The sequence below is a fragment of the Methylacidimicrobium sp. B4 genome (genome assembly GCF_017310545.1).
In the GTDB taxonomy this organism is placed as follows: domain Bacteria; phylum Verrucomicrobiota; class Verrucomicrobiia; order Methylacidiphilales; family Methylacidiphilaceae; genus Methylacidimicrobium.
In genome coordinates this window covers 469,867-493,689 of sequence record NZ_CP066203.1, presented here as the reverse complement: position 1 = coordinate 493,689, position 23,823 = coordinate 469,867, and the positions used below count along the sequence as shown (strand labels likewise).

General features: G+C 63.3%; 23 protein-coding genes, 1 tRNA gene and 2 pseudogenes. 11 read left to right on the top strand and 15 right to left on the bottom strand.

All coding sequences use genetic code 11. From position 1 onward, the window contains the following. The first annotated feature begins 149 nt into the window (after window positions 1-149). From MacB4_RS02410 to MacB4_RS02385, 6 genes and pseudogenes are all read left to right on the top strand, one after another. Window positions 150-374, top strand: coding sequence for an antitoxin MazE family protein (locus tag MacB4_RS02410; protein ID WP_206864284.1), 225 nt, complete (start codon window positions 150-152; stop codon window positions 372-374). Next, window positions 371-787 carry a hypothetical protein gene (locus MacB4_RS11360; protein ID WP_206864283.1) on the top strand — a complete coding sequence of 139 codons (417 nt, stop codon included), beginning with the start codon at window positions 371-373 and terminating at the stop codon, window positions 785-787. The genes MacB4_RS02410 and MacB4_RS11360 overlap by 4 nt, the downstream gene beginning before the upstream one ends. Window positions 788-811: 24 nt before the next feature. Further along, window positions 812-1,084, top strand: a complete 273-nt coding sequence (locus MacB4_RS11355; RefSeq protein ID WP_206864907.1) for a transposase — start codon at window positions 812-814, stop codon at window positions 1,082-1,084. Next, window positions 1,081-1,377 (top strand): type II toxin-antitoxin system RelE/ParE family toxin, encoded by a 297-nt coding sequence (locus MacB4_RS02395; RefSeq protein WP_206864282.1) that lies wholly within the window; start codon window positions 1,081-1,083, stop codon window positions 1,375-1,377. Before MacB4_RS11355 ends, MacB4_RS02395 begins: the two co-directional genes overlap by 4 nt. Window positions 1,378-1,391: 14 nt before the next feature. Further along, window positions 1,392-1,700 (top strand): HigA family addiction module antitoxin, encoded by a 309-nt coding sequence (locus MacB4_RS02390; protein WP_024807448.1) that lies wholly within the window; start codon window positions 1,392-1,394, stop codon window positions 1,698-1,700. A gap of 61 nt (window positions 1,701-1,761) precedes the next feature. Beyond that, window positions 1,762-2,457, top strand: a pseudogene (locus MacB4_RS02385) (recombinase family protein); the annotation flags it as partial. Between the two features lie 18 nt (window positions 2,458-2,475). Here MacB4_RS02385 and MacB4_RS02380 read toward each other — a convergent pair. Next, on the bottom strand, window positions 2,476-3,735 hold the full coding sequence (locus MacB4_RS02380) for an RNA-guided endonuclease TnpB family protein (RefSeq protein WP_206864906.1): 1,260 nt from the start codon (window positions 3,733-3,735) through the stop codon (window positions 2,476-2,478). 143 nt (window positions 3,736-3,878) lie between these two features. Here MacB4_RS02380 and MacB4_RS02375 point away from each other — a divergent pair. Continuing rightward, window positions 3,879-4,055 (top strand): annotated as a pseudogene (locus tag MacB4_RS02375) (recombinase family protein); the annotation flags it as partial. Window positions 4,056-4,109: 54 nt separating this feature from the next. On the opposite strand, the gene MacB4_RS02370 reads toward MacB4_RS02375, so the two are convergent. From MacB4_RS02370 to MacB4_RS11165, 13 genes are all read right to left on the bottom strand, one after another. Then, window positions 4,110-4,200 (bottom strand) — tRNA-Ser (locus tag MacB4_RS02370). Between the two features lie 71 nt (window positions 4,201-4,271). Further along, on the bottom strand, window positions 4,272-4,631 hold the full coding sequence (locus MacB4_RS02365; RefSeq protein WP_206864281.1) for a hypothetical protein: 360 nt from the start codon (window positions 4,629-4,631) through the stop codon (window positions 4,272-4,274). Next, window positions 4,628-6,001 (bottom strand): aconitase family protein, encoded by a 1,374-nt coding sequence (locus MacB4_RS02360; RefSeq protein ID WP_206864280.1) that lies wholly within the window; start codon window positions 5,999-6,001, stop codon window positions 4,628-4,630. The genes MacB4_RS02365 and MacB4_RS02360 overlap by 4 nt, the downstream gene beginning before the upstream one ends. Before the next feature lie 67 nt (window positions 6,002-6,068). Further along, window positions 6,069-7,133: a threonine synthase gene (gene thrC / locus MacB4_RS02355; protein WP_206864279.1), complete on the bottom strand. Its 1,065-nt coding sequence runs from the start codon at window positions 7,131-7,133 to the stop codon at window positions 6,069-6,071. Further along, the gene (locus MacB4_RS02350; RefSeq protein ID WP_206864278.1) at window positions 7,130-8,449 is read right to left on the bottom strand and encodes a homoserine dehydrogenase; all 1,320 of its coding nucleotides are present in this window, start codon (window positions 8,447-8,449) and stop codon (window positions 7,130-7,132) included. The genes thrC and MacB4_RS02350 overlap by 4 nt, the downstream gene beginning before the upstream one ends. Beyond that, on the bottom strand, window positions 8,446-9,507 hold the full coding sequence (gene lpxD / locus MacB4_RS02345) for a UDP-3-O-(3-hydroxymyristoyl)glucosamine N-acyltransferase (RefSeq protein ID WP_206864277.1): 1,062 nt from the start codon (window positions 9,505-9,507) through the stop codon (window positions 8,446-8,448). The genes MacB4_RS02350 and lpxD overlap by 4 nt, the downstream gene beginning before the upstream one ends. Before the next feature lie 12 nt (window positions 9,508-9,519). After that, window positions 9,520-10,116, bottom strand: a complete 597-nt coding sequence (locus tag MacB4_RS02340; RefSeq protein ID WP_242529288.1) for an OmpH family outer membrane protein — start codon at window positions 10,114-10,116, stop codon at window positions 9,520-9,522. Between the two features lie 19 nt (window positions 10,117-10,135). Further along, entirely contained in the window at window positions 10,136-12,904 is a 2,769-nt protein-coding gene (gene bamA / locus MacB4_RS02335; RefSeq protein ID WP_206864276.1) for an outer membrane protein assembly factor BamA, read from the bottom strand. Window positions 12,905-12,967: 63 nt separating this feature from the next. Next, on the bottom strand, window positions 12,968-13,546 hold the full coding sequence (gene rplI / locus MacB4_RS02330; protein ID WP_206864275.1) for a 50S ribosomal protein L9: 579 nt from the start codon (window positions 13,544-13,546) through the stop codon (window positions 12,968-12,970). A gap of 52 nt (window positions 13,547-13,598) precedes the next feature. Continuing rightward, window positions 13,599-14,042 carry a single-stranded DNA-binding protein gene (locus MacB4_RS02325; protein WP_206864274.1) on the bottom strand — a complete coding sequence of 148 codons (444 nt, stop codon included), beginning with the start codon at window positions 14,040-14,042 and terminating at the stop codon, window positions 13,599-13,601. Window positions 14,043-14,056: 14 nt separating this feature from the next. Continuing rightward, window positions 14,057-14,374: a 30S ribosomal protein S6 gene (locus MacB4_RS02320; RefSeq protein WP_206864273.1), complete on the bottom strand. Its 318-nt coding sequence runs from the start codon at window positions 14,372-14,374 to the stop codon at window positions 14,057-14,059. Between the two features lie 40 nt (window positions 14,375-14,414). Further along, window positions 14,415-14,969: an aminoacyl-tRNA hydrolase gene (gene pth, locus MacB4_RS02315; RefSeq protein ID WP_242529287.1), complete on the bottom strand. Its 555-nt coding sequence runs from the start codon at window positions 14,967-14,969 to the stop codon at window positions 14,415-14,417. A 97-nt stretch (window positions 14,970-15,066) separates the two neighbouring features. Further along, a complete protein-coding gene (locus tag MacB4_RS11165; RefSeq protein WP_242529286.1) occupies window positions 15,067-15,723 on the bottom strand; it encodes a 50S ribosomal protein L25 in 657 nt (218 codons plus the stop codon). Between the two features lie 176 nt (window positions 15,724-15,899). On the opposite strand from MacB4_RS11165, the gene MacB4_RS02310 reads away from it, so the two are divergent. The 3 genes from MacB4_RS02310 (at window position 15,900) to MacB4_RS02300 (ending at window position 20,288) form a co-directional block, all read left to right on the top strand. Further along, the gene (locus MacB4_RS02310; protein WP_206864271.1) at window positions 15,900-18,596 is read left to right on the top strand and encodes a sensor histidine kinase KdpD; all 2,697 of its coding nucleotides are present in this window, start codon (window positions 15,900-15,902) and stop codon (window positions 18,594-18,596) included. An 11-nt stretch (window positions 18,597-18,607) separates the two neighbouring features. Next, window positions 18,608-19,309 (top strand): response regulator, encoded by a 702-nt coding sequence (locus MacB4_RS02305; protein WP_206864270.1) that lies wholly within the window; start codon window positions 18,608-18,610, stop codon window positions 19,307-19,309. Window positions 19,310-19,382: 73 nt separating this feature from the next. Further along, window positions 19,383-20,288: an AraC family transcriptional regulator gene (locus MacB4_RS02300; RefSeq protein WP_206864269.1), complete on the top strand. Its 906-nt coding sequence runs from the start codon at window positions 19,383-19,385 to the stop codon at window positions 20,286-20,288. Between the two features lie 9 nt (window positions 20,289-20,297). Here the strand turns inward: MacB4_RS02300 and MacB4_RS02295 are convergent, their stop codons facing one another. Continuing rightward, window positions 20,298-21,038 (bottom strand): pyridoxine 5'-phosphate synthase, encoded by a 741-nt coding sequence (locus MacB4_RS02295; protein WP_206864904.1) that lies wholly within the window; start codon window positions 21,036-21,038, stop codon window positions 20,298-20,300. A gap of 19 nt (window positions 21,039-21,057) precedes the next feature. Between MacB4_RS02295 and glnD the strand changes: the two genes are divergently transcribed. Then, on the top strand, window positions 21,058-23,823 hold the full coding sequence (gene glnD / locus MacB4_RS02290; protein WP_206864268.1) for a [protein-PII] uridylyltransferase: 2,766 nt from the start codon (window positions 21,058-21,060) through the stop codon (window positions 23,821-23,823).

The following is a 23,823-nucleotide window of genomic DNA, read 5'->3' as shown; positions in this document are numbered from 1 at the left end:
ATTTTCCATACAGCAAAAAAGTTTACCCCGTGCGCGCTTCGAATGCCAGAGAGGAGTTTGGGCTTTTTGGTGCCTTTGGCCGGCAACGCAACGTCAACGCTCGACTCGGATGCGATAGGTTGCGGGAGCGCCATTGGGAGGATCCGGTCATGAAGCAGGAGAGAGGGGAGAAGCCCCCCCGGGTGAAGCTTCGTGAGCATCGCAACCGGCTGCGCGCTCAGGGACGGCGGCCGATCCAGGTTTGGGTGCCGGACGTGCGGGCATCGTCCTTCCGGGTGGAGGCGCACCGGCAGTCGCCTGCCGTGGCGGCGGGCGCCCATGCGGCCGAGGACCAGGCGTTCATCGACGCAGCGTCTGACGAGGACGATGAATGAGGCGGGGAGAGGTCTGTACCGTTTCCGGCGACAAGGATGATGCGGGCAAGCCGCTCCCTGTGGTCATCGTGCAGGACGGCCCATTCGATGGGACAGAATCGAGGTTGGGGGATGGCAAGAAGCCTGTTTGGGGCACGGGGTTCGGCCGGTGGAGCTTCCCTGGCGCGAGAGCGGGGGGGGTTACCCTCCCGAGGGAGGCGGTCATTGGGATGCTTTCCCGGGAGATATCGGTTTCCGCAATGGCCGAGAGGCTCGAGGAGCAGGATCCCCGGCTCTGGCGCGTCGTGGGGCATTACGGGGAAAAGGGCTACCGGCAAGAAGCGGGGAGCGAGGTCACGAGGATCCCCACGAGCTTCGCTGGTGGCTCCGGTGGGTCCACCTCAGGCGGCTTGCTCCCTTCCAAGATTCCCTAAAACGATGCAGGAAGACCTCGAGGAATCCTCTCCCTTCTTCCGAATCAGATCACCAACGGAACCCGCGAAGCGACCCACCGGCGGATCCAGCTTGCCCAAAGGATGGCCAGAGGCTGTCGGAGCTTCCGCCACCTGAGAATTGCCGCGTTCCTCAAGGCCGGAACGTTGCGGCGCGGATCTTTCGGCCGTGCCCACTGGAAACAGCGAAGAGGCAAGATCGATCACGGTGAACCGCCCCGGGATTGCAATATGAGTTATAGTGCGGTACATATACTCATAAGTAGAGAGGCGGGTTGATCGTTGGCTTTCGGGATGAATGGTTGCGGGCCTTCTTCGTGGACGACGCCCAATCCCGCAACATCCCATCCGACCTGGAAGCCAGGTTGTTCCGCAAGCTCCAGATGATCGACGACGCCACGACCGATCACGACTTGCGTGTGCCGCCCAGCAACCATTTCGAGAAGCTGAAAGGCAATCTGGCAGGCCTCCACTCGATCCGCGTCAGCAAGCAATACCGGCTGGTCTTTCGCTCGGATGGTGAACGCGGCGAGGCCGACGGCATCTATCTGGACGATCACAGCTACCGATGAGAGCGAGGCAAATCATGCTGACCACCAAGCGCAAGCCGGCGAGCGTCGGCGAGATACTGACTGAAGAGTTCATGGAGCCGATGGGGCTGACGCAGGGAGCGCTCGCCGAGGCGATGGGCGTCCAGCGCAAACACGTCAACGAATTGTGCAGCAACCGCAGGAACGTGACGGCCGCGACGGCGCTGATCCTGGCCCGTGTGTTCGGCAATAGCCCCGACTTCTGGCTCAACGTGCAGCGACGCAACGATCTTTGGGAGGTGATGAACACACCCAAGGAGCGCGCAAGGGTCGAGCGCGCGCGCCCCGTGAAGAAGGCTGCCTGAGCGGGACCATGCGGCCCGATGGTGCGGGCCGGGGCCATGATTCGAGAAGGAGAGATCGCCCATGACCGTGCCGCTACGCGCCGCCCTCTATCTGCGCGTCTCGACGGCGCGGCAGGCCGAGCATGACGTGTCGATCCCCGACCAGAAGCGCCCGGGCGAAGCCTATTGCGCCTCGCGCGGCTATCAACGCGTTGAGACCTATGTGGAGCCGGGCGCATCGGCCACGAACGACCGCAGACCCGAGTTCCAACGCATGATCGAGGCGGGCACATCCAAGCCCGCGCCGTTCGACGTGGTGGTGGTCCACAGCTTCTCACACTTTTTTCGCGACCATTTCGAACTGGAGTTCTACGTCCGCAAGCTGGCGAAGATTGGCGTCAAGCTCGTCTCCATTACTCAGGAGATGGGCGACGACCCCATGCACGTCATGATGCGGCAGATCATGGCGCTCTTCGATGAATATCAGTCGAAGGAGAACGCCAAGCACGTCATGCGGGCCTTGAAGGAAAACGCCCGGCAAGGCTTCCGGAACGGCTCGCTTCCCCCCATCGGCTATCGCGCCGTCGCGGCCGAGCAGCGCGGGGCCAAGACCAAGAAGAAGCTGGAGATCGACCTGTTGCACGGCGGCACCGTGCGGCTGATCGATCGCCTCGCGCTGGAAGGCGATGACGCGCTTGGCCAGATGGGCGTGAAGAACATCGTCGGCTACCTCAACAGCCGCCGCATCTTCACCCGTGACGGCGGGCGCTGGGGCATCGTTGACATCCTCCCCGGCCTAAATTCCGGAGATTCCTACGGCGCTCAATCCGGGCTTAAACCGGAATGAGCCGCTTCGGTGGGTTCCTGCTGCTGGCGGCTCGATGCCGCTCACTTCACAGGCGATCCGGGCGTGTCCCGCCCTTAAAACATGGATCGCGCCGACCAAATCGGCGTTTTCCTCAAAACCGCACTCCACGCACTCGAACCGGGCTTGCGTCCGACGGTTGTCCGCCGACCCATGGCCGCAACACGGACAAGCCCGGCTCGTGTTCCGCGGCGGCACGACCAGAAGGCGGCCGCCTCTCCACTCCATCTTGTACTCCAGCTGCCGCCGGAACTCGAACCAGCCTTGGTCGAGGATGGACTTGTTCAGTCCAGACTTGGCCCGAACGTTTCTTCCCGGTGCATCCGCCGTGCCCGAAGCCGACTGGGACATGTTCCGCACCTGCAACTCCTCAATGCACGCCATCGCGTGGTTTTTGCTGATCGTGGTCGTGACTTTGTGCAGGGAGTCGCGGCGGGCATTGCCGATGCGGGAATGAATCTTCTGGATTCGGGCCTTGGCCTTCTTCCAGTTGTTGCTGAACTTGACCTTGCGGCTCATGGCCTGCTGCGCCTTGCGCAGGGCGGTTTCATGCCGCTTGAAGCTGTTGAGCGGCGCATAGAACGTGCCATCCGAAAGCGTGGCGAACCGCGCCACGCCCATGTCGATGCCGACCGCGCCGCCCTTCGGGATGGGTTGCTCGACTTCGCGCTCGGCCAGGATGCTCGCGTGCCACTTGCCGCAGGACTGGCTGACGGTGACGCTCCTCACTTCTCCCAACACGTCCCGGCTGAGGCGATAGCGCAGCCAGCCGAGCTTGGGCAGGAACAGGCGGCCATTCGCCTGGTCGAGCTTGATCTGCTTCGGGTCGGGGTAACGGAAGCGATCCGACTGGCCCTTCCTCTTGAAGCGCGGGAAGTCGGCCCGCTTGGCAAAAAAGTTACTGTAGGCCCGCTCCAAGTCCTTGAGCGCCTGTGGCAAGGGATGAACGGGCGCATCGGCCAGCCAAGGCGCGACACGCCCGGAAGGCATGGGATCGCCGTTACGCCATTTCGTAAGCTCCTTGCACAGCCCGGCGTAACCGAGCCTCTTCTCTCCGGCATCGTAACGCGCCATCTGCAAGTTCAACGCCTCGTTGAACACAACCCGACACGAGCCAGCGAAGCGGCGCATTTGCCGCTCTTGCTGGCCGTCTGGCCGCAGTTGAAACCTGAAGGCTTGCAGCCGCCGCATGCGCTCAATCATACGGGTGTATCATGATGGATGCAAACGTTCCCTGGTCTCCGTGGAATGTCCAGTGACGAGTCCATCCAGCAACAGACACCCAGCCAAAGCCAAGGACGACCGCGCTATCCTTCCCCGCCCGGAAGGACGGGGCTTGTCGCACACCCGGTCAGGTTCACCGCATCCTGACGCGCCGCACCTATATGGGCGAGCACGAGTTCAACAAGCGATCCAAGGCCAAAAAGTTGAAGCCGGTCAGCGAGATCGTCACGGTTCCGGGCCCGCCGATCATCGACCGCGAGACCTTCGACACCGTGCAGGCGCTGCTCCCGACGCTCGTGGCGAAAAGCGGGGTAAACGTAGTGCCCACTCAGGGACTGAAGTGGCGGACAGGGAGGGATTCGAACCCTCGGGCCGTTTTTGACGGCCACACGCTTTCCAGGCGTGCCCAATCAACCGCTCTGGCACCTGTCCTCAGGGGAACAAACGAGAGAACTGCGGCGATCGACCCATGGCAAGGAGATTTTGAGAGGGGTCGGAGCTCGTCAATACATTCCGCCGCTGCCCATCGAGGCACCGCCGTAGGCCCCCGTTCCGGCTTGCTCCGGCCCCTTTTCCAGGTCGGAGAGACGGATAAAGCCGCGGACTCCCCGGGTCGTTTCGACGCGAGCATAGGCGCCCGCCGATTGAAGGATCTTTACCCGGGTTCCCTTATCGAGGTAGGTGTCGGGCACTTCCTGACCTGGGCCCTGGTAATAGAGCGGGGCGTCGTTCCGGGTGACGAGGTCGTAGCCCCCGATGACCGTTGCGCATCCCGAAAGGCTCAGGAGGAGGGCGCAGGCCAAGCTACCAAAGGCGAAAAAGGCGAAAGCGCGCGGTAGAAAGCGAGCGAAGGAAAGGTTCACGAAGGCAGGTATTCCCGTGGATCGGTGATTCGTCCGGTCAGCGCGGAGGCGGCGACGGTGTAGGGGGAAGCCAGGTAGACCTTGGATTCCTTGTGGCCCATCCGTCCCGGAAAGTTCCGGTTGGTCGCCGAAATGCAGACCATCGGCCGGTCGAGCCGCCCGAAGGTGTCCATGGGTCCGCCCAGGCAGGCGGCGCACGAGGCGTTCTCGGTGAGGCGGACGCCGGCGGAGCTCAGGATCTCCCAGACGCTCTTCCCACCGATCTGTTGCTGGTGGAGCGCGGCCGCGACATTCGGCGTGGCGGGGACGGCGAAGGTCTCCACCGCCACCTGCCTGCCCTCGAGGATCTGTGCAAAGGCGAGAAAGTCGGAGAGCTTTCCGCCCGTGCAGGAGCCGAGGTAGGCGCGGTCGATCCGCACCGAGGAGAGACGCTCCGCGAGCTCCCGGTTGCCGGGGTTGGGCGGTTGGGCGACGGTCGGCTCAAGGGTAGAAAGATCGATGGTCTGCTCGGAGAGAACACGTGCTCCCGGATCGGGTTCCACCGGTGCGAATGTCGGATAGGTGCCGTTGCGTGTGCAGCTTTGCCGCACGAAATCGAGGGTCTTCTCGTCGGCGGGAAAGATGCCGTTCTTGCCCCCCGCCTCGATCGCCATGTTCGCGATGGTCATCCGGTCCTCGATCGAAAGGCTGGCGACCCCGGGGCCGTCGAACTCCATGGCGCAGTAAGTCGCCCCATCGAATCCCATCCGCCCGATGATCTCAAGAATCACGTCCTTCGCCATGACTCCCTTGGGAAGCGCGCCTTCCAGGCGGAAGCGCAGGGTGGGGGGGACCTTGAGGAGCAGTTTCCCCGTACCCAGGACGAAGCCGGCATCAGTGTTCCCGATGCCGGTGGCAAAAAGGTTGAAGGCCCCGGCGGTGCAGGTGTGGCTGTCGGTGCCCAGGAAGATCTCCCCCGGCCGGACGTGGCCGCGCTCGGGAGCGGCGGCATGGCAGACGCCTCCGTAGCGATCGCCGTACTGGCGGGCCAGAGGGCCTCGAGAGGGGTCGAACTGCCAGTGCCCGGTCGCGTCATCGATCACGTCGTAGAAGTAGGGCAGCTGCTGCTCGCGGGCGAATTCGCGCAGGAGGTCGACGTTGCGGTTCGACTGGGAATCGGAAGTGAAGATGTAATGATCGGGGATGATGACGACCTTGCGCGGGTCCCAGACCCGAGCCGATTTGCCGAATTCCCGCCGAAAGACGCCGATGGTTCCCGGGCCACAGATGTCATGGGTAAGGAGCAGGTCGACGCTCACCCAGATGTTGTCTCCAGGAGAAACCGTCCTTTTTCCGCTGGCTCGGGCGAGAAGTTGTTCGGTGAGGGTCATGGTCGAGTGGGCTACTCTACTCGCTCGTCCCACCCCTTGTCAAAGAAGGGAATGAGACGAGAATGCCTCATCCCTCGATCGCGTGCACAAGCTCGGCGAGCGTCGGTCCGATCGAGATCGGCTTGGGAGCGGCGACACGCGCGGCCATGTCCGGATCCTTGAGTCCGTGGCCGGTCAAGGTGATGACGATGTGGCTCCCGGGGGGGATGCGCCCCTGCGCGGCCACCTTGCGAAGTCCCGCCACTCCCGCCGCGGAAGCGGGTTCGACGAAGAGGCCCTCCTCCCGGGCGAGGAATTGATAGGCATCGAGGATCTCGTCGTCGGTGACCGAGCCGAACCATCCGCCCGAGTCGCTTGCCGCGGCGAGGGCTCCCTTCCAGCTCGCAGGGTTGCCAATGCGGATCGCCGAAGCGACGGTCTGCGGATCGGGGATGACTCGTCCCTCCACGATCGGAGCCGCTCCCGCCGCCTGAAAGCCGACCATCCGCGGCAACCGTGCAATTCTCCCCGCATCCGCGTACTCCCGGTAGCCCTTCCAGTAGGCCGTGATGTTGCCCGCGTTGCCGACGGGCAGGAAGTGGAAGTCGGGAGCGTCACCCAGGGTGTCGGAGATTTCGAAGGCGGCCGTCTTCTGGCCTTCGATCCGGAAGGGGTTGACTGAGTTGACGAGCTCGATCTCAGGCCGCTGCCGCACGAGCTCCTGCGCCATCCGCATCGCATTGTCGAAGGGGCCGGAAATCGAAACGATCGTGGCTCCGTGCATCGCGGCCTGTGCGAGCTTCCCACGGGCGATGCTCCCCTCGGGAAGGAGGACGATGCAGCGGAGACCGGAGCGGGCCGCATAGGCGGCCGCCGACGCCGCCGTGTTGCCGGTGCTGGCACAGAGGCAGACGCGAGCCTTCCGCGCCAGGGCCCGGGCGAACGCCACGACCATGCCGCGGTCCTTGAACGAGCCGGTCGGGTTGAGGCCTTCGTACTTGAAGAAGATGGCGAGGTTTCCCGGCAGGCTCCTCTGCAGCGCCACGGAAGGGACGAGCGGGGTATTGCCCTCCAGGAGGGTACAATCGGGGGTTCCCTCCGGGAGCGCAAGGCGATCCCGATACGCTGCGATCACACCCGCCCATGGCCTCATGAGGCTTGTTCCTCTTCCGGGTCGAGATCTTCCACGCGCAGGAGAATCGCCGGCTCTTTCACGGTGGGAAGGGTTTCGATGATCCGGCAGGCCCGCTGCACGTCGGCTTCCCGGGAGCGATGGAGCAGGACGATGAGCGGGACGGTTTCTCCTCGATGCCCTTCGGGCTGGATGACCGAGGAGATGCTGATCTTCTCCGCGGCGAAGACGCGAGCGATCTCAGCCAGGACGCCAGGCCGATCTTCCACAAGAAAGCGAACGTAGTAACGGGAAAAGATCCGCGCCATCGGTCGCAGCGAGAGTGCAGCCTGCCAGACCGAGGAAGCGGCAACCTCCCGGACGGTGGCCTCCCCCGAGGCGAGGGATGCAAGATCACTCAGGACAGCGCTCGACGTGGGGTCCCCGCCCGCTCCGCGGCCGTAGAAGAGGGTTTCGCCGACCACGTCTCCCCAGACGGCAACCGCGTTGAAGACGCCGCTCACCGAGCTCAGGAGGTGGCCTTTTCGGAGGAGGGTCGGATGAACGCGCACCTCGATCTCGCCGCTCGTCGCGTGACTGCGGAGGATCGCAAGGAGCTTCAGGCTGTATCCGAGCTCCTGAGCAAAATGGAGGTCGAGCGGGTCGATGTGCTGGATCCCTTCGGTATGAACCTCTTCGAGCCGCGGCCAGAAGCCGTAGGCAAGAGCCGAGAGCAGGACCGCTTTGTGGGCGGTGTCATGACCGGCGACGTCGAGGCTCTCGTCGGCTTCCGCGTAGCCGAGCTCCTTCGCCTCCCGAAGCGCTTCCCGGTACGGAAGACCGCGGGAGGCCATGGCGGAAAGGAGGTAATTGCAGGTCCCGTTGATGATGCCGTGAAGGGAAAGGATCTCATTGGCGATCAATCCCTCCCTCAGTGCCAAGAGCAGAGGGATGCCGCCAGCGACGCTCGCCTCGAAGAGAAGGCGCCTGCCCCGTTCGGCGGCGAGGGTGGTGAGCTCCTTTCCCCGTTCCGCCAGGAGTGCCTTGTTTGCGGTGACCACATCCTTTCCGTGGGAGAGGCTTTCCCGGATGACTTCGGCGGCGATCCCGGTCCCCCCGATGAGCTCGACCACGACGTCCAAGGAAGGGTCGAGCGCCAGATCCCGCCAGTCGCTGGTCCACTGGGAATCGGGAACGCCGGCTGTTCGAGCCCGTTCGCGGTCCTTCTCCGCTACCTTTTCGATGCGGAGCGCTTTCCCGCAGCGCCGGAAGAGGAGCTCTTCCTGAGAGCGAAGATTTTTCCAGACGCTGGTTCCGACTGTCCCCAGTCCGACCAGGCCGATCCGCAGCGCATTCATGGGCGGCCTGAATGGGAGAGAGGTTCGAAGCCGTCGGCTCCTGTCCCGATCCGCTTTTCCAGCTCCCGGAGCCGATGCCAGATTTCGGGGAGTCGGAGATAGAGGGCTTCCAGCCGGAGGGCGTCGTTCGCAGGCCGCCCATGGCGGCCCGAGAGAACCGCTCCGGGGGGCACGTCCTTGGTGATGCCCGATTGGGCGGTGATGACCGCACCGTCGCCGATATGGAGATGGCCCGCGAGGCCGACTTGGCCGGCGAGCGTGACGCGCGATCCGAGGGTCGTGCTGCCGGAAATGCCCGTCTGGGCAACAATCAGGCAGTGAGGTCCCAGGACGACGTTATGGGCGACCTGGACGAGATTGTCGATCTTGCAGCCTTCCTGGATCCAGGTCTTGCCGAAGCGTCCCCGGTCAATCGTGGCATTCGCCCCGACCTCGACGTCGTCGTCGAGCTGAACCGTTCCGATCTGCGGAATCTTCCGATGGCGGCCGCCGGAAAATTCGTAGCCAAAGCCGTCGGAGCCGATCACGGCACCACAATGGAGGATCACGCGCTTGCCAATCCTGCACCGCTCGCGGACGACGACGCGGGGGTGGAGGAAGCACTGCTCTCCCAGGACGGTCTCGGCACCGATAAAGCAACCGGCGCCGATGATGGTGCCCGCACCCGCATGCACACCGGCTTCGAGGACGGCTTGGGGGCCGACGTGGACCCCCGGCCCGAGCCAGGCTTCAGGTGCGACCACCGCCGTCGGATGGACGCCCGGCGGATACGGAATCGGAGGGGGAGCGAAGAGCGCGACCACCTTGGAAAAGGCCAGGGAGGGTGACTCGACGCGAACCAAGGCGCACGGGAAGTCTCCGGAAAGATCCCGCTTCACCAGGAGCGCCGATGCCTTGGTCTGGCGTGCCGCCTTCTCGTACCTGGGGTTTGCGTAGAAGGAGATCTCGCCCTCTTCCGCCGACTCCAGGGAGGCGACTCCCCGGATGGCCGTCTTTCTTTCCCCGTGGACTTCGCCGTCAACCAGGTCGGCCAATTCTCCCAGCAGGAAAGATGCCACTCCGAGCCTCGGTCATGGATGGGCGGAGGCCGCCTTGGGGGCCGCCCCCTTGGTCGCGTTGATCGCCCGAACGACCTCCTCGGTGATGTCAGGAAGATCCTGGGAATAGAGGAGTACCGGAGTGCCATTGAGGCTCCGGCCGGTCTTGTCGATCACCAGGGTATACTTGTCCTTGGCTCCGACATCGACGACGATCTTGGTAATTTCGTCGATGAGCCCCTGCCGGATGCGCTGCGAACGCTCTTCGAGCTCGCGGCCGCGGGTGGTGCGAAACTCCTGAATCGCCCGCTGCAGGTTTTGCACCTCCTGCACCTTGGCCTGGAAGGCCTTCAGCCTCTCCTGGCGTGCCGCCTCGGAAAGGGTCTTGTCCTGGGCGCCGTCCTGGAGCTTCTGGGCCTCTTCGGCAATCTTCCGGTAGTCGTTGGTCCGCTCTTGGTCTTCCTTCTTGAACGTGGCTACGCGGGCTTGGAGCTCCGCCTCCGCGTCCTTCGTCTTGTAGTATTCGCTAAAGGCTTTTTGGAAGTCGAAGGTAGCAATCTTGAGTTGTTGCGCACCGGCAAGCGATGCGGAAAGAAGCAGAGCCGATAAGAAGAGCAATCCTGGTTTCATGTTGCGTCCTGCAAAGTAGTTAAAACGAGTAACCGACGTCAAAGTAAAATCGTCCGGTCTGGTTGAGCCAGGATGTGTAAATGTAGGGAATCGCGTAGTCGAGGCGCAGGGGACCGATCGGCAGGTAGAGGCGGAGACCCAAGCCTGCATCAGCGACGACGTTGATTCCTTCCCCGGCGATGATGCCGGGGACGTTCGGTGTCGGGTTGGGGCCGATCAGCGAACCCGCGTTGAAGCCGATGTCGGTAAAGGTCGCCAGGCGCACGCGGTCGACCAGGGGAATCGTAAGCTCGAGGTTGGTGAAGGCCATCGTCTGGCCGCCGATCGGGAAGTCGTACGGGAGATAGTTCGGGCCGACGAGCGCATAGTCGAAGCCCCGGAGGCTCCGGGGGCCGCCCAGGAAGTAGCTGTCGTAGAGTGGGACGAAGGTGCTGCTGCCGTACTGCTGCACCATTCCCGCGTTGAGGTGGGACCAGAAGATGACGTCGAAGGGGAGGCTCTCGTAGTGGGAGATGTTGATCTGCGCCTTGTAGATGTCGGTTTGCCCAAGGAGCGGCCCTCCGGCGCCCAGGACGTTGAAGTCGATCATCGTGCCGTGGCGGGTAATGGTCACGCTGTCCCGGCTATCATAGATCAAGTCGATCGAGACGTCGCTCTGGCTGCGCGAACCATTGTTTTGCGCATAGACGGGAACCTGCGCAATCTGCGGCAGCATGCCCCAGAGGGTGTAGTCGGTCAGATCGTAGCGGGTCGAGAGGGTGACCCATTGGTTGAGCCGCTTGGCCGCGCGCAGGTCGAAGCCCATGTTGGTCATGTTGAAGCCCTGGTAGAACTGCATGTAGCTGTACTGGTTGAAGAAAAGGTCGCCGCCGACGGCGATCGGCTTGTCCATGAACCAGGGCTCGGTAAACGACATGAGGAAGGTCTCCATGAAGATGCCCAGCTGGGCGCGGACGCGGAACTTCTGCCCTGCTCCAGTGAAGGAAGGCGGATTGGCGATGTCGAAGTTGCCCTGGTTGAGCTCGACGAATCCCATGAGGCTTTCGATCGTGCTGTAGCCAAGCCCGAAGCTCAGGTTGCCGGTATGCTTTTCCTGGAGGGTGATCACCATGTTCTTCCGGTTGGGAACGTTGGTGTCCTGAGGGTTGATCTCGACCTTCTCGAAATAGCCCAGGTTTTCGAGCCGCTTGCGGCTCGCATCGACCTGGACGCTGTTGTAGACGTCCCCTGGCTGGACGGCGAGCTCGCGCCGGATCACCTTGTCCTTGGTGACCGTATTGCCCTGGATGACGATCTTGTCTACATAGGCCTGGCTCCCCTCGGCGATCTTGAAGAGCAGGTCGATCTTGCCGCTTTCCACGTTGGGCAGCCGCTCGGGCCGGATCTCGGCGTCGATGTAGCCCCGCTGGCCATAATAGTCGCGCAGGTCCTTGATGTCGTCGTCGAGTCCCTTCGGGGAAAAGATCGAGCCTTCGGCCATCTTGATCGACGAGAGGATGTCGCCGTTGGAATAGATCTGGTTGCCCGAAAGCTGGATCGTGCCCACGTGATATTGGACCCCTTCGTGGATCGCGATCGTGATGGTCGTCTGGTCCTTGGTGGGATGCTCGATCTTGACGTCGCGGATGCTCATGTCGATGTAGCCGTGGTTCTGGTAGAACTCCTTGAGCTTCCGCAGATCCTCCTGGAACTGCTCCTCCTTGAGGAGACCCGACTTGTTGAAGAAGGAGAGCAAGTTCTTTTTCTTGGTCTTGAACTGCTTCTGCAGCTCCTTCGCGGGAAAGCTATTGTTGCCGACGAAGTTCATCAGGGTGATGAAGCGCTTCTCCCCTTCCGCGATCAGCATGGTGACCACGGCACGCCCGAACTCCTCGTTCACGTCGATCTTGTAGTTGACCTGCGCATCGCCGTAGCCGTGGTTCTGGTAGTATTCCTTGATCTTTTCCGCGTCGGCCGAAATCTGGAACTCACTCAAGGGGTCGCCGACCTTGGCTTTCATCTGGTGCCGGATCGTCTCGGTCTTGATTCCGGCAGAACCCTTGATCACGATCTCCTTGATGAGCGGCTTGGGCTGGACAACCACGAGGACCTTGACCCCGTCTCCCAAGGGCTCGCTCGTGATCCGCAAGTTGGTGAAGAGGCCGGTGGCGTAGAGGTTGCGCACATCTTCCTCGACCGTGGTGGCGACATACGGCTGGCCGACCGTGGTATGCATGTTGGAGAGGATCATGCTCCGGTTGACCGACTTCGGCCCCACGTAGACGACCTCGATCTCCTTCACGGGCGGCCCGGATGCCTGCGCTCCGGATGCGCTCGGCGGGGCGATGACCTTCTTCGTCCGCTGCCTTGGCGCAGGAGCAGCGGGTGCCGGTGGCTGCTCTTCGGAGGGTGCGACCGGCTGGGCAACCGGTGGGGAGGGTTCTTCGGAGGGAAGAGGAGGCGGAGCGAGCCGGGGAGCGGTGGGCACGACGGGTTCCACCGGCTGCGTTTCTGCGGGCGCGGGGGCCGCTGGCTGCGTCTGGCTCGGCACGGCAGCGGCGGGTGCCGGTGGCTGGTCAAGGAGAGCCGGAGATCCCTTGGGAGCGGTTTCCAGAGGAAGGAGCGGCTGGCTCCCCATCGCCGGACCGTCTTGAGAGGTCGAAGGGCTTGCCTCGCCGCCCTCCGATGCGCTGGTTTGGGGATGGGCTTCCTGTCCCCCCAGCCAGAAGGCGAGGGTCAGGAGGAAGGACGTCAGGAAGGAGGACCGACCGAGCGGCCACCAGGGCGGGAACCGGATTGCTCGCTTCACGCGCGGGTGTGGCTTGGTCGGACGAACTCTCCTCCCGGTCCCCTCGTGCCCAGGACGCGCCTCTTACTCAGAGGCGGAGGAAGCGCGCTCTTCCTCCTCCGAAGCGGGCGAAGACTTGGTCTTCTTCGTCGCCGGCTTCTTGCGCGTCTCGGCCTTGGTCTTCGTCTCCTTTCCCTTGGCTTTGTCCGTCGGAGGCACTAGCTCCACATGGAGCTGCGCGGTGACATCCGGATGGAGATCGACCGAAAGGTTGTAGACCCGCAACTCCTTCAGCGGGCGCTCCATGCGGATCTTTTTCCGGTCAATTTCGATCCCCTCTTCCTTTAGGCGATCGGCGACATTCTGAGCGGTGACCGCACCGAAGACCTTCTCTTGCTCCTCCGTGCCTGAGGCCAGGGTAAAGAGCAGCTTGAGCTTTTGCAGGCGGGATGCCAGCTCCTGAGCCGCCTGGAACTCGGCCGCTTCTCTCTCGGCCCGCCGCTTGCGCAAGAGCTCAATGTGGTGCTTGGTCGCCATGGTCGCGATGGTTGCCATATGCTTGGGCAGCAAAAAATTGCGCGCATAACCGCTTTTGACCTTGACCAGGTCGCCTTCCGCTCCCAGGCCGTTGATTCTCGTGTGCAGAAGCACTTCTACCAGCATTGCTCTTTCTCCCTTGGTTGGTTTCTGAAATTGGAACGCGTGCCGCCCAGGCTCAAAAAGGGACGTCGTCCGGTTCGCCAGCGCTCTCTTCGGATGGCCGGGCTGCTTCTCCCGCCTCGCGGGGACGTCCCGGCTCTTCTCCGGAAGGGTGGTTCCCGGTGGACTTGCCGCGTCCGAGAAATTGAACCCGCTCGGCGCGGACCCGGATGCGGTTTCGCTTCTCCCCTTCCTTGGTTTCCCACTGGTCGAACTGGAGCCGGCCCTCGACGAAGACTGGCGAGCCACGCTGCAGGTACTCCTTGGCCGTCTCCGCCTGGCGTCCCCAGGCGACGACGTCGACGAAGCAGGTCTCCTCCTTTACCTGTCCATCCTGGCCACGAATCGCTGTGTTGACCGCCAGGGATAGATCTCCGACGGCGGTACCCTTGGGGGTGTAGCGCACCTCTGGATCCCGGGTCAGATTCCCGATCAGAAAGACGCGATTGAGGTCGGCCATGGGAGGTCCTCTCTCTAGGCCGCCGAAGCGGCTGTCTCGGGAGCCTGCTTCCTCCGAAGGTAGAATTGACGAAGCAGGAAGGGGTGACTCTTTTGTGCCTCGGCAAGGGCGTCGATGCGGCTCGGCTCGAGCGAGAAGATCAGGTTGACGTAATAGCCGGACTCGATCCGCTGGGCGACGCGCTCGAAGCGCCGCCGGTCCATCTTCTGGCAGCCAAGCAGCTCGCCTTCCTCGGAACGAAGCGTTGATTCGAGGGCTTCGATCGCTTCCTTCACGTTTTCGTCCTTCCCTTGCACATTCAAGATATACAATCCGTCGTAAATCGCTTTCATGATCGTTCCGATCGCCTTTCTTCGAAGACGTTGTGGTGGGTTACGCGTTGAACCGGCTCATCGCTACCTCAATGCCGTACTCCTGACAACACTCAAATGCATCAACGGCCTGCTCGACCATCGCTTCGAGCCCGGAGAGCTCCTCGTCCCGGAAGCGGGCGAGCACAAAATCCGCCAGGTCGATGCCGGGGGGCAGGGGGCCGATGCCGCAACGTAGCCTCCCGAAGCCCTCTGTCCCGAGGGAAGACGCCACCGAGAGCAGGCCACGATGCCCGCCGGATGAGCCGCCGGGGCGCAGGCGTAGCTTGCCGAGCGGGAGGGTGATGTCGTCAACGACCACGAAGATCTCCTCGGGCTTCTTCCCTAGCCTTTGTAGGAAGTTACGCACGACTACCCCACTTTCGTTCATATACCGGAGGGGAGAGATCAAAAGCTCCCGCTTGCCATGGGCGACGAAGGCCGGTCCCCAGCGTTCGGGACGCCAGGAAAGCTTCCAGCGTCGGGCGATCGCCTCGAGCACCATGAGGCCGACGTTGTGCCGTGTGCCGACATACTCCGGTCCAGGGTTGCCCAATCCGAAAATCAGAGAAAACACCGTCTCGTGTTCTCGGTTCGGCTCGCGGCAAGGACGAGGGCGCAACGGCTCGGGCTCGGGGCCCGCTCGGCTCCTCTCCCGCGGGGCGGGACAGCGCCTAGGATCCTTCCTTCTCTTCCTCGGCTTCCTTCCGCTCCCGCACCAGCTCGGGCTCCTTTGCTTCCTGCACTGTCGGAGCCTCTTCGGCTTGCGGAGCGGTGACCGTGAAGAGGACCTGTTCCTTCGGGTTGAGGAATTCGACTCCGGCCGGAGGAGCGACGTCTCCCACATGGATCGTCTCACCCACGCCGAGCGCTTCGACGTCGACCGAGATCGACTCGGGAAGATCGTGGGGCAGGCAGCTGATGCGCAAATGGCGGATCGGCGCCTGCAGCAGCCCTCCGCCCGTCCGGACGCCGACCGGATCCCCGACCGGGTGCACTTCGACCTCGGTGTGGATCTTCTCCTCGGCGGAGAGCTCGTGAAGATCGACATGGAGGATCCGGTCGGTCAGCGGATGCTCCTGAATGGCTTGCAAGAACGCGAGCTTCTGCTGCGAACCTTCGCCTCCCTCGACTTGCAGGTCGATCAGGACCTTTTCCGTCCCCCTCCCGTGAAAGGCCTCGACGAGCTCCAGGGCGCTGATTTCCAGCGCCACGTGGCCTTTTCTCCCGTAGAGGACCGCCGGGATCTTTCCTTCCGCCCGCAGCCGTCGCACCCGGTGCCTTCCGACAGCCGAGCGCTGTTGAGCCTTGAGCGATACTGTACGCGCCATGCCTGAACCTCCGATTCGGTTGAAAATGGAGCGCTTAGCATAAAGGGAGAAGCCGTGCACGACAATTTTCTTTTCTGCGCTCCCTGGATCCCGAGCTCGTGAATGCCTCCCCGGAGTGCCACCTCCTCGTTTTTCTCGAAGCGGGGGAGGGAGGATGGTAGGCTTTGGGAAAGAGCATGCCCGCGCAGTCAGATGAGCGTCCGAATCCTGATTCGCTGCTGGCTGTCGTTGCGAAGGAGGAGGCGGAGAAGCGCCGAGGAAATCTCAAGATCTTTCTGGGCATGTGTCCGGGGGTTGGGAAGACCTTCGCCATGCTCCAGGCCGCTCGGGTGGAGCAGAGCAACGGCCGGGACGTCGTGATCGGATACGTCGAGACCCACGGGCGGAAGGAGACGGAGGCCCTTGTCGAAGGGCTGCCGAAGATTCCCCGGCGCGTGGTGGAGTACCGAGGGCTCCGGCTCGAGGAGATGGATCTCGACGCCTTGCTGGAACGGCGGCCGCATCTGGCTGTCGTCGATGAGCTGGCGCACAGCAACGCCCCGGGCAGCCGACATCCGAAGCGCTATCAGGATGTGGAAGAGCTGCTCGAGGCGGGCATCGACGTCTTCACGACCCTCAACGTACAGCACATTGAGAGCCGAACGGACACCGTCCAGCAGATCACCGGAGCGCCCGTCCAGGAGACCGTCCCGGATCAGTTCGTCGATTTGGCCGAGATCGAGGTGATCGATCTCTCGGCTGAGGATCTGCTCAAGCGGCTCTCCGAGGGGAAGGTCTACATTCCCGACCGGGCCCGGGCCGCAGCACTCCACTTTTTCCGGGAGGGGAACCTGCGGGCCCTGCGGGAGATCGTCCTGCGGCTGGCGGCGGAAAAGGCGGGCAAGGACGTGCACGAGTACATGCAGCTCATGCACATCCTGGGACCATGGAAGACCGGTCATCGGCTGATGGTCGCGGTGAGCGCGAGCCCCTTCTCGGAGCCGCTCATCCGGTGGACCCGTCGATTGGCCGATAGCTTGGGCAGCCCCTGGGTCGCCGCCTACATCGAGCCGACGCGTCCTCTCTCCGCTGCGGAGGAAGCCCGCCTGGGCAATCACCTCGAACTGGTTCGCCGGCTGGGAGGAGAGGTCGCCACGGCGACCGACGACGACCTCGTGCGAGGGCTCGTTCGCGTCGCCCGGCAGCACAATGTGACCCAGATCGTCTTCGGCAAGCCGGGAGGCAGCGGATTTCTCGACTGGTTCCGGAGCCGGTCGCTGCTCCACCGTCTGGCTCGAGAGAGCGGGGAGATCGATCTGCATATCGTGCGAGTGGACGAAGAGGCGAAACCGGCACGCGCCCCGCGCCAGTGGCACGGGGTGGAATCTCCGGGTTCTTCCTATGGGATCGCGGCCGCTGTCGTCGCGGGCTTGAGCTTACTCAATCTCGCCCTCCATCACTGGCTGGGCAGCCGGTCGATCGGCCTGATCTACTTGCTTGCGATCGTCTTTCTGGCCCTCTTCGTCGGAAGGGGACCGGTTCTCTTTGCCGCCTTCCTGAGCGCGGTGCTCTGGGATTTCTTCTTTCTCTCTCCGCGCTTCACCCTGGGCGTATTCGAGCTCGAGAACGGGATCATGGTGAGCACCTATCTCGTGGTCGCCCTGGTCTTGGGGCAGTTCATCGCCCGGAATCGCGCGCAGGAGAAGGCAGAGCGGAGGCGCGAGCAGAGGGTGACGGCACTCTACCTCCTGACTCAAGAGCTCTCTTCCGCCACGACCATGGACGACATCGTCTCGCGCGTCGTGCAACACATCGGAAGGACCTTTCACGCGGAGGTCGCCTTCTTTTTGGCCAATCCGATGGAGAAGATCCTCTACTCGGTGCCGCACTGGGCAAGCACCTTTCGAGTGAGCGAGCGCGAGGTGGCCGTCGCCGCGTGGGCGTTCGAGAACGTGCGGCCCTCGGGGCGTTTCACCGACAATCTTCCCCTTTCCCAGGGGCATTACGTGCCGCTCGTCAGCTCGGGAAAGGCGGTCGGAGTGCTCGGGGTGCGGCTTCTGGAGGAAAGCACCCTGACCTTCGATCAAAAGACACTCCTGCAGGCCTGCGCCAATCAGATTGCGCTCGTGGTCGATCGACAGAATCTCTGCGAGGTGGCCGAGCACTCCCGGCTGGCCGCCGAGTCCGAGCGCCTGAGTCAGACCTTGCTCAATTCGATCTCCCACGAGATGCGCACCCCTCTGGCCGTGATTACGGCAGCCGTCTCGAGCCTTCCAGAAGAGTCACGGAAAAAGCTGGGAACCGAGGCAATCTACCTGGAGGAGATCGCTTCCGCCTCGAACCGGATGAACCGGCTCGTCGAAAATCTGCTCGATATGGCTCGGCTCAGCTCTGGCCATTTCAAGCTGAAAAGGGAGTGGTGTGATGTGAAAGATCTGGTGGACGCCGCTCTCCGCGACACCGAGAAGGATTTGAAAGGGCGTGAGCTCCAGCTCAACGTCCCGAGCGAGCTCCCCCTGGTGCGCATCGACTTCCCCCTGGTGCAGCAGGCGCTTACCAATCTTCTGCTCAATGCCGCCATGCACACCCCCGCTGGCACTCCCGTCGAGCTGACGGTCGAGACGGACGCGGATCGGGAGTGGATGGTGGTTCGGGTTGCCGATCGGGGGCCGGGGCTGGGACCGGATGGCGGAGGCCACCTCTTTGACAAGTTCTATCGCGGGAGCGGGGCTCCTCCGGGAGGAACCGGGCTCGGGCTCTCGATCGTAAAAGGAGTGGTCGAGGCGCATGGGGGCAAGATCGAAGCGGCGAATCGGCCGGGAGGGGGGGCGGTCTTTTCCCTTTCTCTTCCCTTGGAAAGGGTTCCAGAAGCCGCCGTCTCTCTCAGGGCATGATGGCCACGGTAATGGCAACCTCACCGGAGCATCCGCCCCGGCTCGTCGTGATCGACGACGAACCGCAAATCCGGCGCCTGCTCCGTCTGGCGCTGGAAAGCCACGGCTACGAGGCCGTGGAGGCGGCGAGCGGCCAGGAGGGCGTTTTGGCGGTCGCGCAAAGCCGACCGGAAGCGGTCGTGCTCGATCTTCTGCTGCCCGATTGCAGCGGCGTGGAAGTGATCCGGCGCATCCGGGAGTGGAGCGAGGTCCCGATCCTGGTGCTCTCCGCTCTCGGGCAGGAGAGGGAAAAGGTGAGCGCCCTCGATGCGGGCGCGGACGACTATCTGACCAAGCCGTTCGGGGTCGAGGAGCTGCTCGCCCGGATCCGGGTCATGCTGCGCCGGGCGCTCCGCCCCGCCGAGAGCCCCCATTTTTCGAGTGGCGGCCTGGAGATCGACCTGAGCGCCCGCCGCGTCTGGGCAAAAGGGGAGGAGCTCCATCTGACCGCAACGGAGTATGCTCTCCTCCGCCTTTTCGTCCGTCATGCGGGCAAGGTGCTCACCCACCGCCAGATTCTTCAAGAGGTCTGGGGTCCCAAGGCGGTCGAGCAGATCCACTACCTGCGGGTCTACATTGGCCGCCTGCGCGACAAGATCGAGGCCGATCCCGCTCGCCCGCTCCTTCTCCTGACCGAGTCGGGCGTCGGGTATCGCCTCGCGCTGCTCGACTAGATCGAAAATCGGGTTGCTCCCGGGTCGGGTCGGTGGCAGCTTTCCCGGAATGTCTGCCATCCCAAAGAAGCCGATGGAAGCCCGTGTCTGGGAGGCGGTCGGTGGGTGGAAACAGCTCGAAGGGGATATCTTCGGCCTCGGCTGGAGCGTCGAAGCCCTCGAGTTTTCCTCCAAGGAGTCGGTGAACTGGGCGAAGAGCTTCCACCCGGACAGCCTGGAAATTTGTGTTAATTTTGCTGGACATGGGTTGGTACGTTCCCGGAATCGGAGCCTGGTTTTCCATCCGGGGTTCTTCGGCTATTACGCTCAGTATCGAGACGGATTGGAGGCGACCCGCTCGAGCGGCGAGGCGAACCGATTCTTGACCTTTGAATGGTCGCGTCCCCGCCTTGCGAAGGAGATCGAAGGCCTGGAGGACAATCTGCGGGCCGAGGTGGGGAAGTGGCTGGCCGGGCGGAGCCAGCTTCCCCTGATCGGCGGGACACGTCCGCTCCCAGAGTACTGGGGCCACTCCTGGGTCCACTGGGTGGCTCCCGACGTACCCGGGCGGGCGCTCTCTCTCTGGTTTTGGGGCCGGGCGCTCGAGCTGGCGGGGGCGATTCTCTTCGAGGATGGCGAAAAGAAGGCGGAGCAGCGTCGCCACTGGAACGCGCGACGATGGACCGAGCGAGCGCAGGAATATCTTCGGGCGCACCTGGCGGAGCCGCTCTGCTTGAAGACCCTCGCTCGGGAGGTGGGCTGCAGCCCGTTTTACCTGAGCCGGATCTTTTCGGATCAAGTGGGGGAAACCCTCCCTGCCTATCTCCGCCGTCTACGCGTGGAAAAGGCCGCCGAGCTCCTCCGGGCGGGGGACCATAATGTCACCGAGGCGGGCATGGCCGTCGGCTATTCGAGCCTGAGCCATTTCAGCAAGGCGTTTTGCCAGGTGATGGGTTGTTGCCCTTGTGTCTATCCCAATCCGGCACGGCTGGCACGGTAGCGGCGCGGATCATTCCCCTGCGGCCAGAGCGACCATCTCCCGGATCGCTCTTTCCCACCCGACCCAAAGGGCACGAGAGACGATGGAATGGCCAATGTTAAGGGTGCGTACATGCGGGATCCGCGCGACATAGCGGCGAACGTTGCGGTAGGTGAGGCCATGACCAGCATGAACCTCCAGCCCGAGCGAACGGGCCAGCTCGGCTGCGGCCGCTTGCTTGGAAAGCTCGTGTTCCTGCGCTTCCGGCCGGATCGCGTTGGCGTAGCCGCCGGTATGGAGCTCGACGCAGTCGGCTCCCCCCGCCTGTGCCGCCCGGACCTGCCCCTCGACGGGGTCGATGAACGCGGTGACAAGAATTCCGGCAGAGCGGAGACGGGCGATGCCGGGGCCGAAGCGTTCCTCGCCGCCGAGGAGATTCAAGCCCCCTTCGGTTGTCACTTCCTCACGGCGCTCGGGTACGAGGCAGACCTCATCCGGGCGGAGCTCGCAGGCAAAGGCGATCATCTCCGGGAGAAATGCCATTTCCAGGTTGAGGCGCCGGATGACGCGGCGAATGCGAAGGATGTCCTCGGGCTGGATGTGGCGCTTGTCCTCGCGAAGATGGGCGGTGATGACGGCCGCTCCCGCATCCTCGGCGAGCCGGGCGGCTTCCAGCGGGTCGGGCTCCGCCAGCACCGAAAAGGGATCTGCCCGATACCGGGCTTGTCGCAAGGTCGCTACGTGATCGATATTTACGCCCAAGCTCGCCATAGGGAGTCTTTGCATGGTCATGGGAAATCCTGACAAGGAAATTCTGCCGGATCCGACCGCACCGTTCCTGAGGCCGCTCGAGAAGGCGCTCCGCGAGGCGGAGAGAGAGCTTGCGTCGGGGGAGAAGAGGATCGCGGATCGAGCCGCCTTCTACCGGAAATTCCTCCAGAAGGAGCTTCACGCCTTGCGCGTGGAGCACTCGCTCGGAGAAGGAGGGAGGACCAGGGCCCGGCGCCAGGCGGCGCTGCTGACGGCCTTGCTGCGACATCTCTGGGGGTCAACCGTGGAACGGATCTTTCGTGCGGCCGAGGACGTGCCTCCTCTCTTGCTCGCCGCCGTTGGCGGATTCGGAAGGGGAGAGCTCTGTCCCTACAGCGATGTCGACATCCTCTTCCTCTCCGGACCCTGCTCGCGGGAGGAGGAAGAGCGTATCGCGGAGATCGTGCAGGAGGTGCTCTACACGCTCTGGGACATCGGCCTCCAGGTCGGTCACTCGACGCGGCAGATCGAAGAGACCGTGGACTACGCCAATCAAGACCTGCTGACCAAGACCGCACTTTTGGAGGCCCGGCTCATCGCCGGCCCGTCATCTCTCTGGAAGGAATTTCAAGCGCTCTTCGAGCAGGGATGTCTCCGAGGAAGAGAGGAGGAGTACGTCGCATGGCGGATGGGGGATCAGAGGACGCGCCATGCCAAGTATGGGGGTACCGTGCTCGTGCAAGAGCCCCACGTCAAGAATGGCTGCGGCAGCTTGCGCGACTACCAGAACCTCTTTTGGGTCCTTCGCGTGCAGGAGGGGATCGGCACGACCGATCATTTGGTCAAAAGCGGGCGCCTGGAGGCGAAGGAAGGGAAGCGCCTCGACGAGGCCTACGATTTTCTGCTCCGCGTGCGAGCGGAGATGCACTACCTCGAAAAACGGGCGAGCGATCTCTTGACGCTCGGGCTGCAGGCGAAGGTTGCGGGCAGCCTCCGCTATCCGGGGCCGAACCTGTTGCGGCGGATCGAGGAGTGCATGCGCGACTACTACCGGCGCGCGCACGTCATCTACCAGCTGGCCAACCTGGTTTTCGACAGCCTCGCAAAGTCCAGGCGCCCCCGCCCAGCCCTGACGGAGCCCGATCGCGGATCGATCGAGGAATTTCCCTTGGTCGATGGCAATCTCGAATCCCCCTCCCGTCGCCGGCTTCGCGAGAATCCCCTGGAGATTGTTCGGGCCTTCGCGGTCTGCGCGATGCACGACGTCGGGATCGGGCCGGGCCTGGCGATCGAGATCACCCGGACGTTACCGCTGCTGCGGGGACCGCTCCTGCAGAGGAAAGAAGTGCGGGAGATGCTGCTCTCGCTCCTTTCGAGCAAGGGACGGGTGGGCCGAGTTCTGCGACAGATGCACGAACTGGGACTGCTCGGTCGACTCGTTCCAGAGTTTGCTCCCTTGACGTGCCTGGTGCAGCATGAGTTTTACCATCGCTACACGGCGGACGAACACACCCTGCGCTGCCTGGAGATGCTCGACCGGATCTGGGTCGATCCGGATCCGCCGTTTTCCGCCTACCGCCCGCTTCTCGAGAATGTAGAGCGCCCCTATCTTCTTTCGCTGGCGATCCTCCTCCATGACACCGGGCGGGCGATGAACCGGAGGCACCACGCCGAAGAAAGTGCGACCCATACGATGCGAGTCGCCAAGCGGCTCCGGCTTCCCCCACGGGAGCTGTCGACGGCCGTGTTTCTGGTCAGCAACCATCTTCTCATGTGGGAGACGGCGCTCCGGCGAGATCTCGAGGAGGAAGAGACGATCGAGGAGTTCTGCCAGCTCGTGCAGACCCAGGAACGCCTCGATCTCCTCATGGTGCTCACTTTCGTCGACGGGGAGGGAACCGCAGGGACCGATTCCTGGTCGAGCTGGAAGGATCTCCTTCTTTGGCGTCTCTACCACGCCGCCAGCAGCCATTTCGGCCGCTCTTCCTCGCGGGAGGGAGAGCCGAAACGATCCAAGGCAGAGGTTGCGGAGCGGATGAAAGAGCGGCTCTCCTCGGAGGTTTCCGCCGAGGAGATCCACGCCCACTTTGAGAACCTGCCGGCAGGCTATTTTCATCGCTGCCCAGAGGAGAGGATTCGACGGCATCTGGTGGTGGTCCACCGGTTCCTCTACCAGCAGGTCGTCGCGGTGGAACCGACGCTCTGCCCGGTGGTCGACTGGGCGGATGCATCCGCCCAGGGCTATTCCGAAGTGGTCGTGGTGACCTGGGATCGCGCCCGGGTCTTTGCGCGAATCTGTGGGAGCTTCGCCGCACTGGGCATCTCGATCTTGAGCGCCGACGTCTACTCGCGAGGCGACGGCATTGCGATCGACACCTTCTGGGTCTGCCTGCCCGAAGGCTCGGTTGCCGACGCGGACCGGTACCTCGCCCCCTTTTCCCGGCTTCTGGAGCAGGCCTTTTCGGTCGAGGAGTTCGACTTTGCTCCCCTGGTCGAGAAACAGCTCGACCGCCTGCCCGAGTGGATCCGGCAGGCGGAGTTCCCGACGCGGATCCATTTTGACACGACGAGCAGCAAGCTCTTTACCATTCTTGATCTCGAGACGCCGGACCGGCCCGGACTTCTCTACCGGATTGCCTCTGCCTTGGCGGCCGGCGGAATCGACGTGGCTTCCGCCCGGATTGCCACGGAGAAGGGGGCCGCTCTCGACACCTTCTATCTGGGGAAGATCGGTGGGGGCAAGATCAAGGAAGAGAAAGAGATCGAAAAGCTCACCCGACGGCTCCGCAAAGCCATGGGCGTGTAA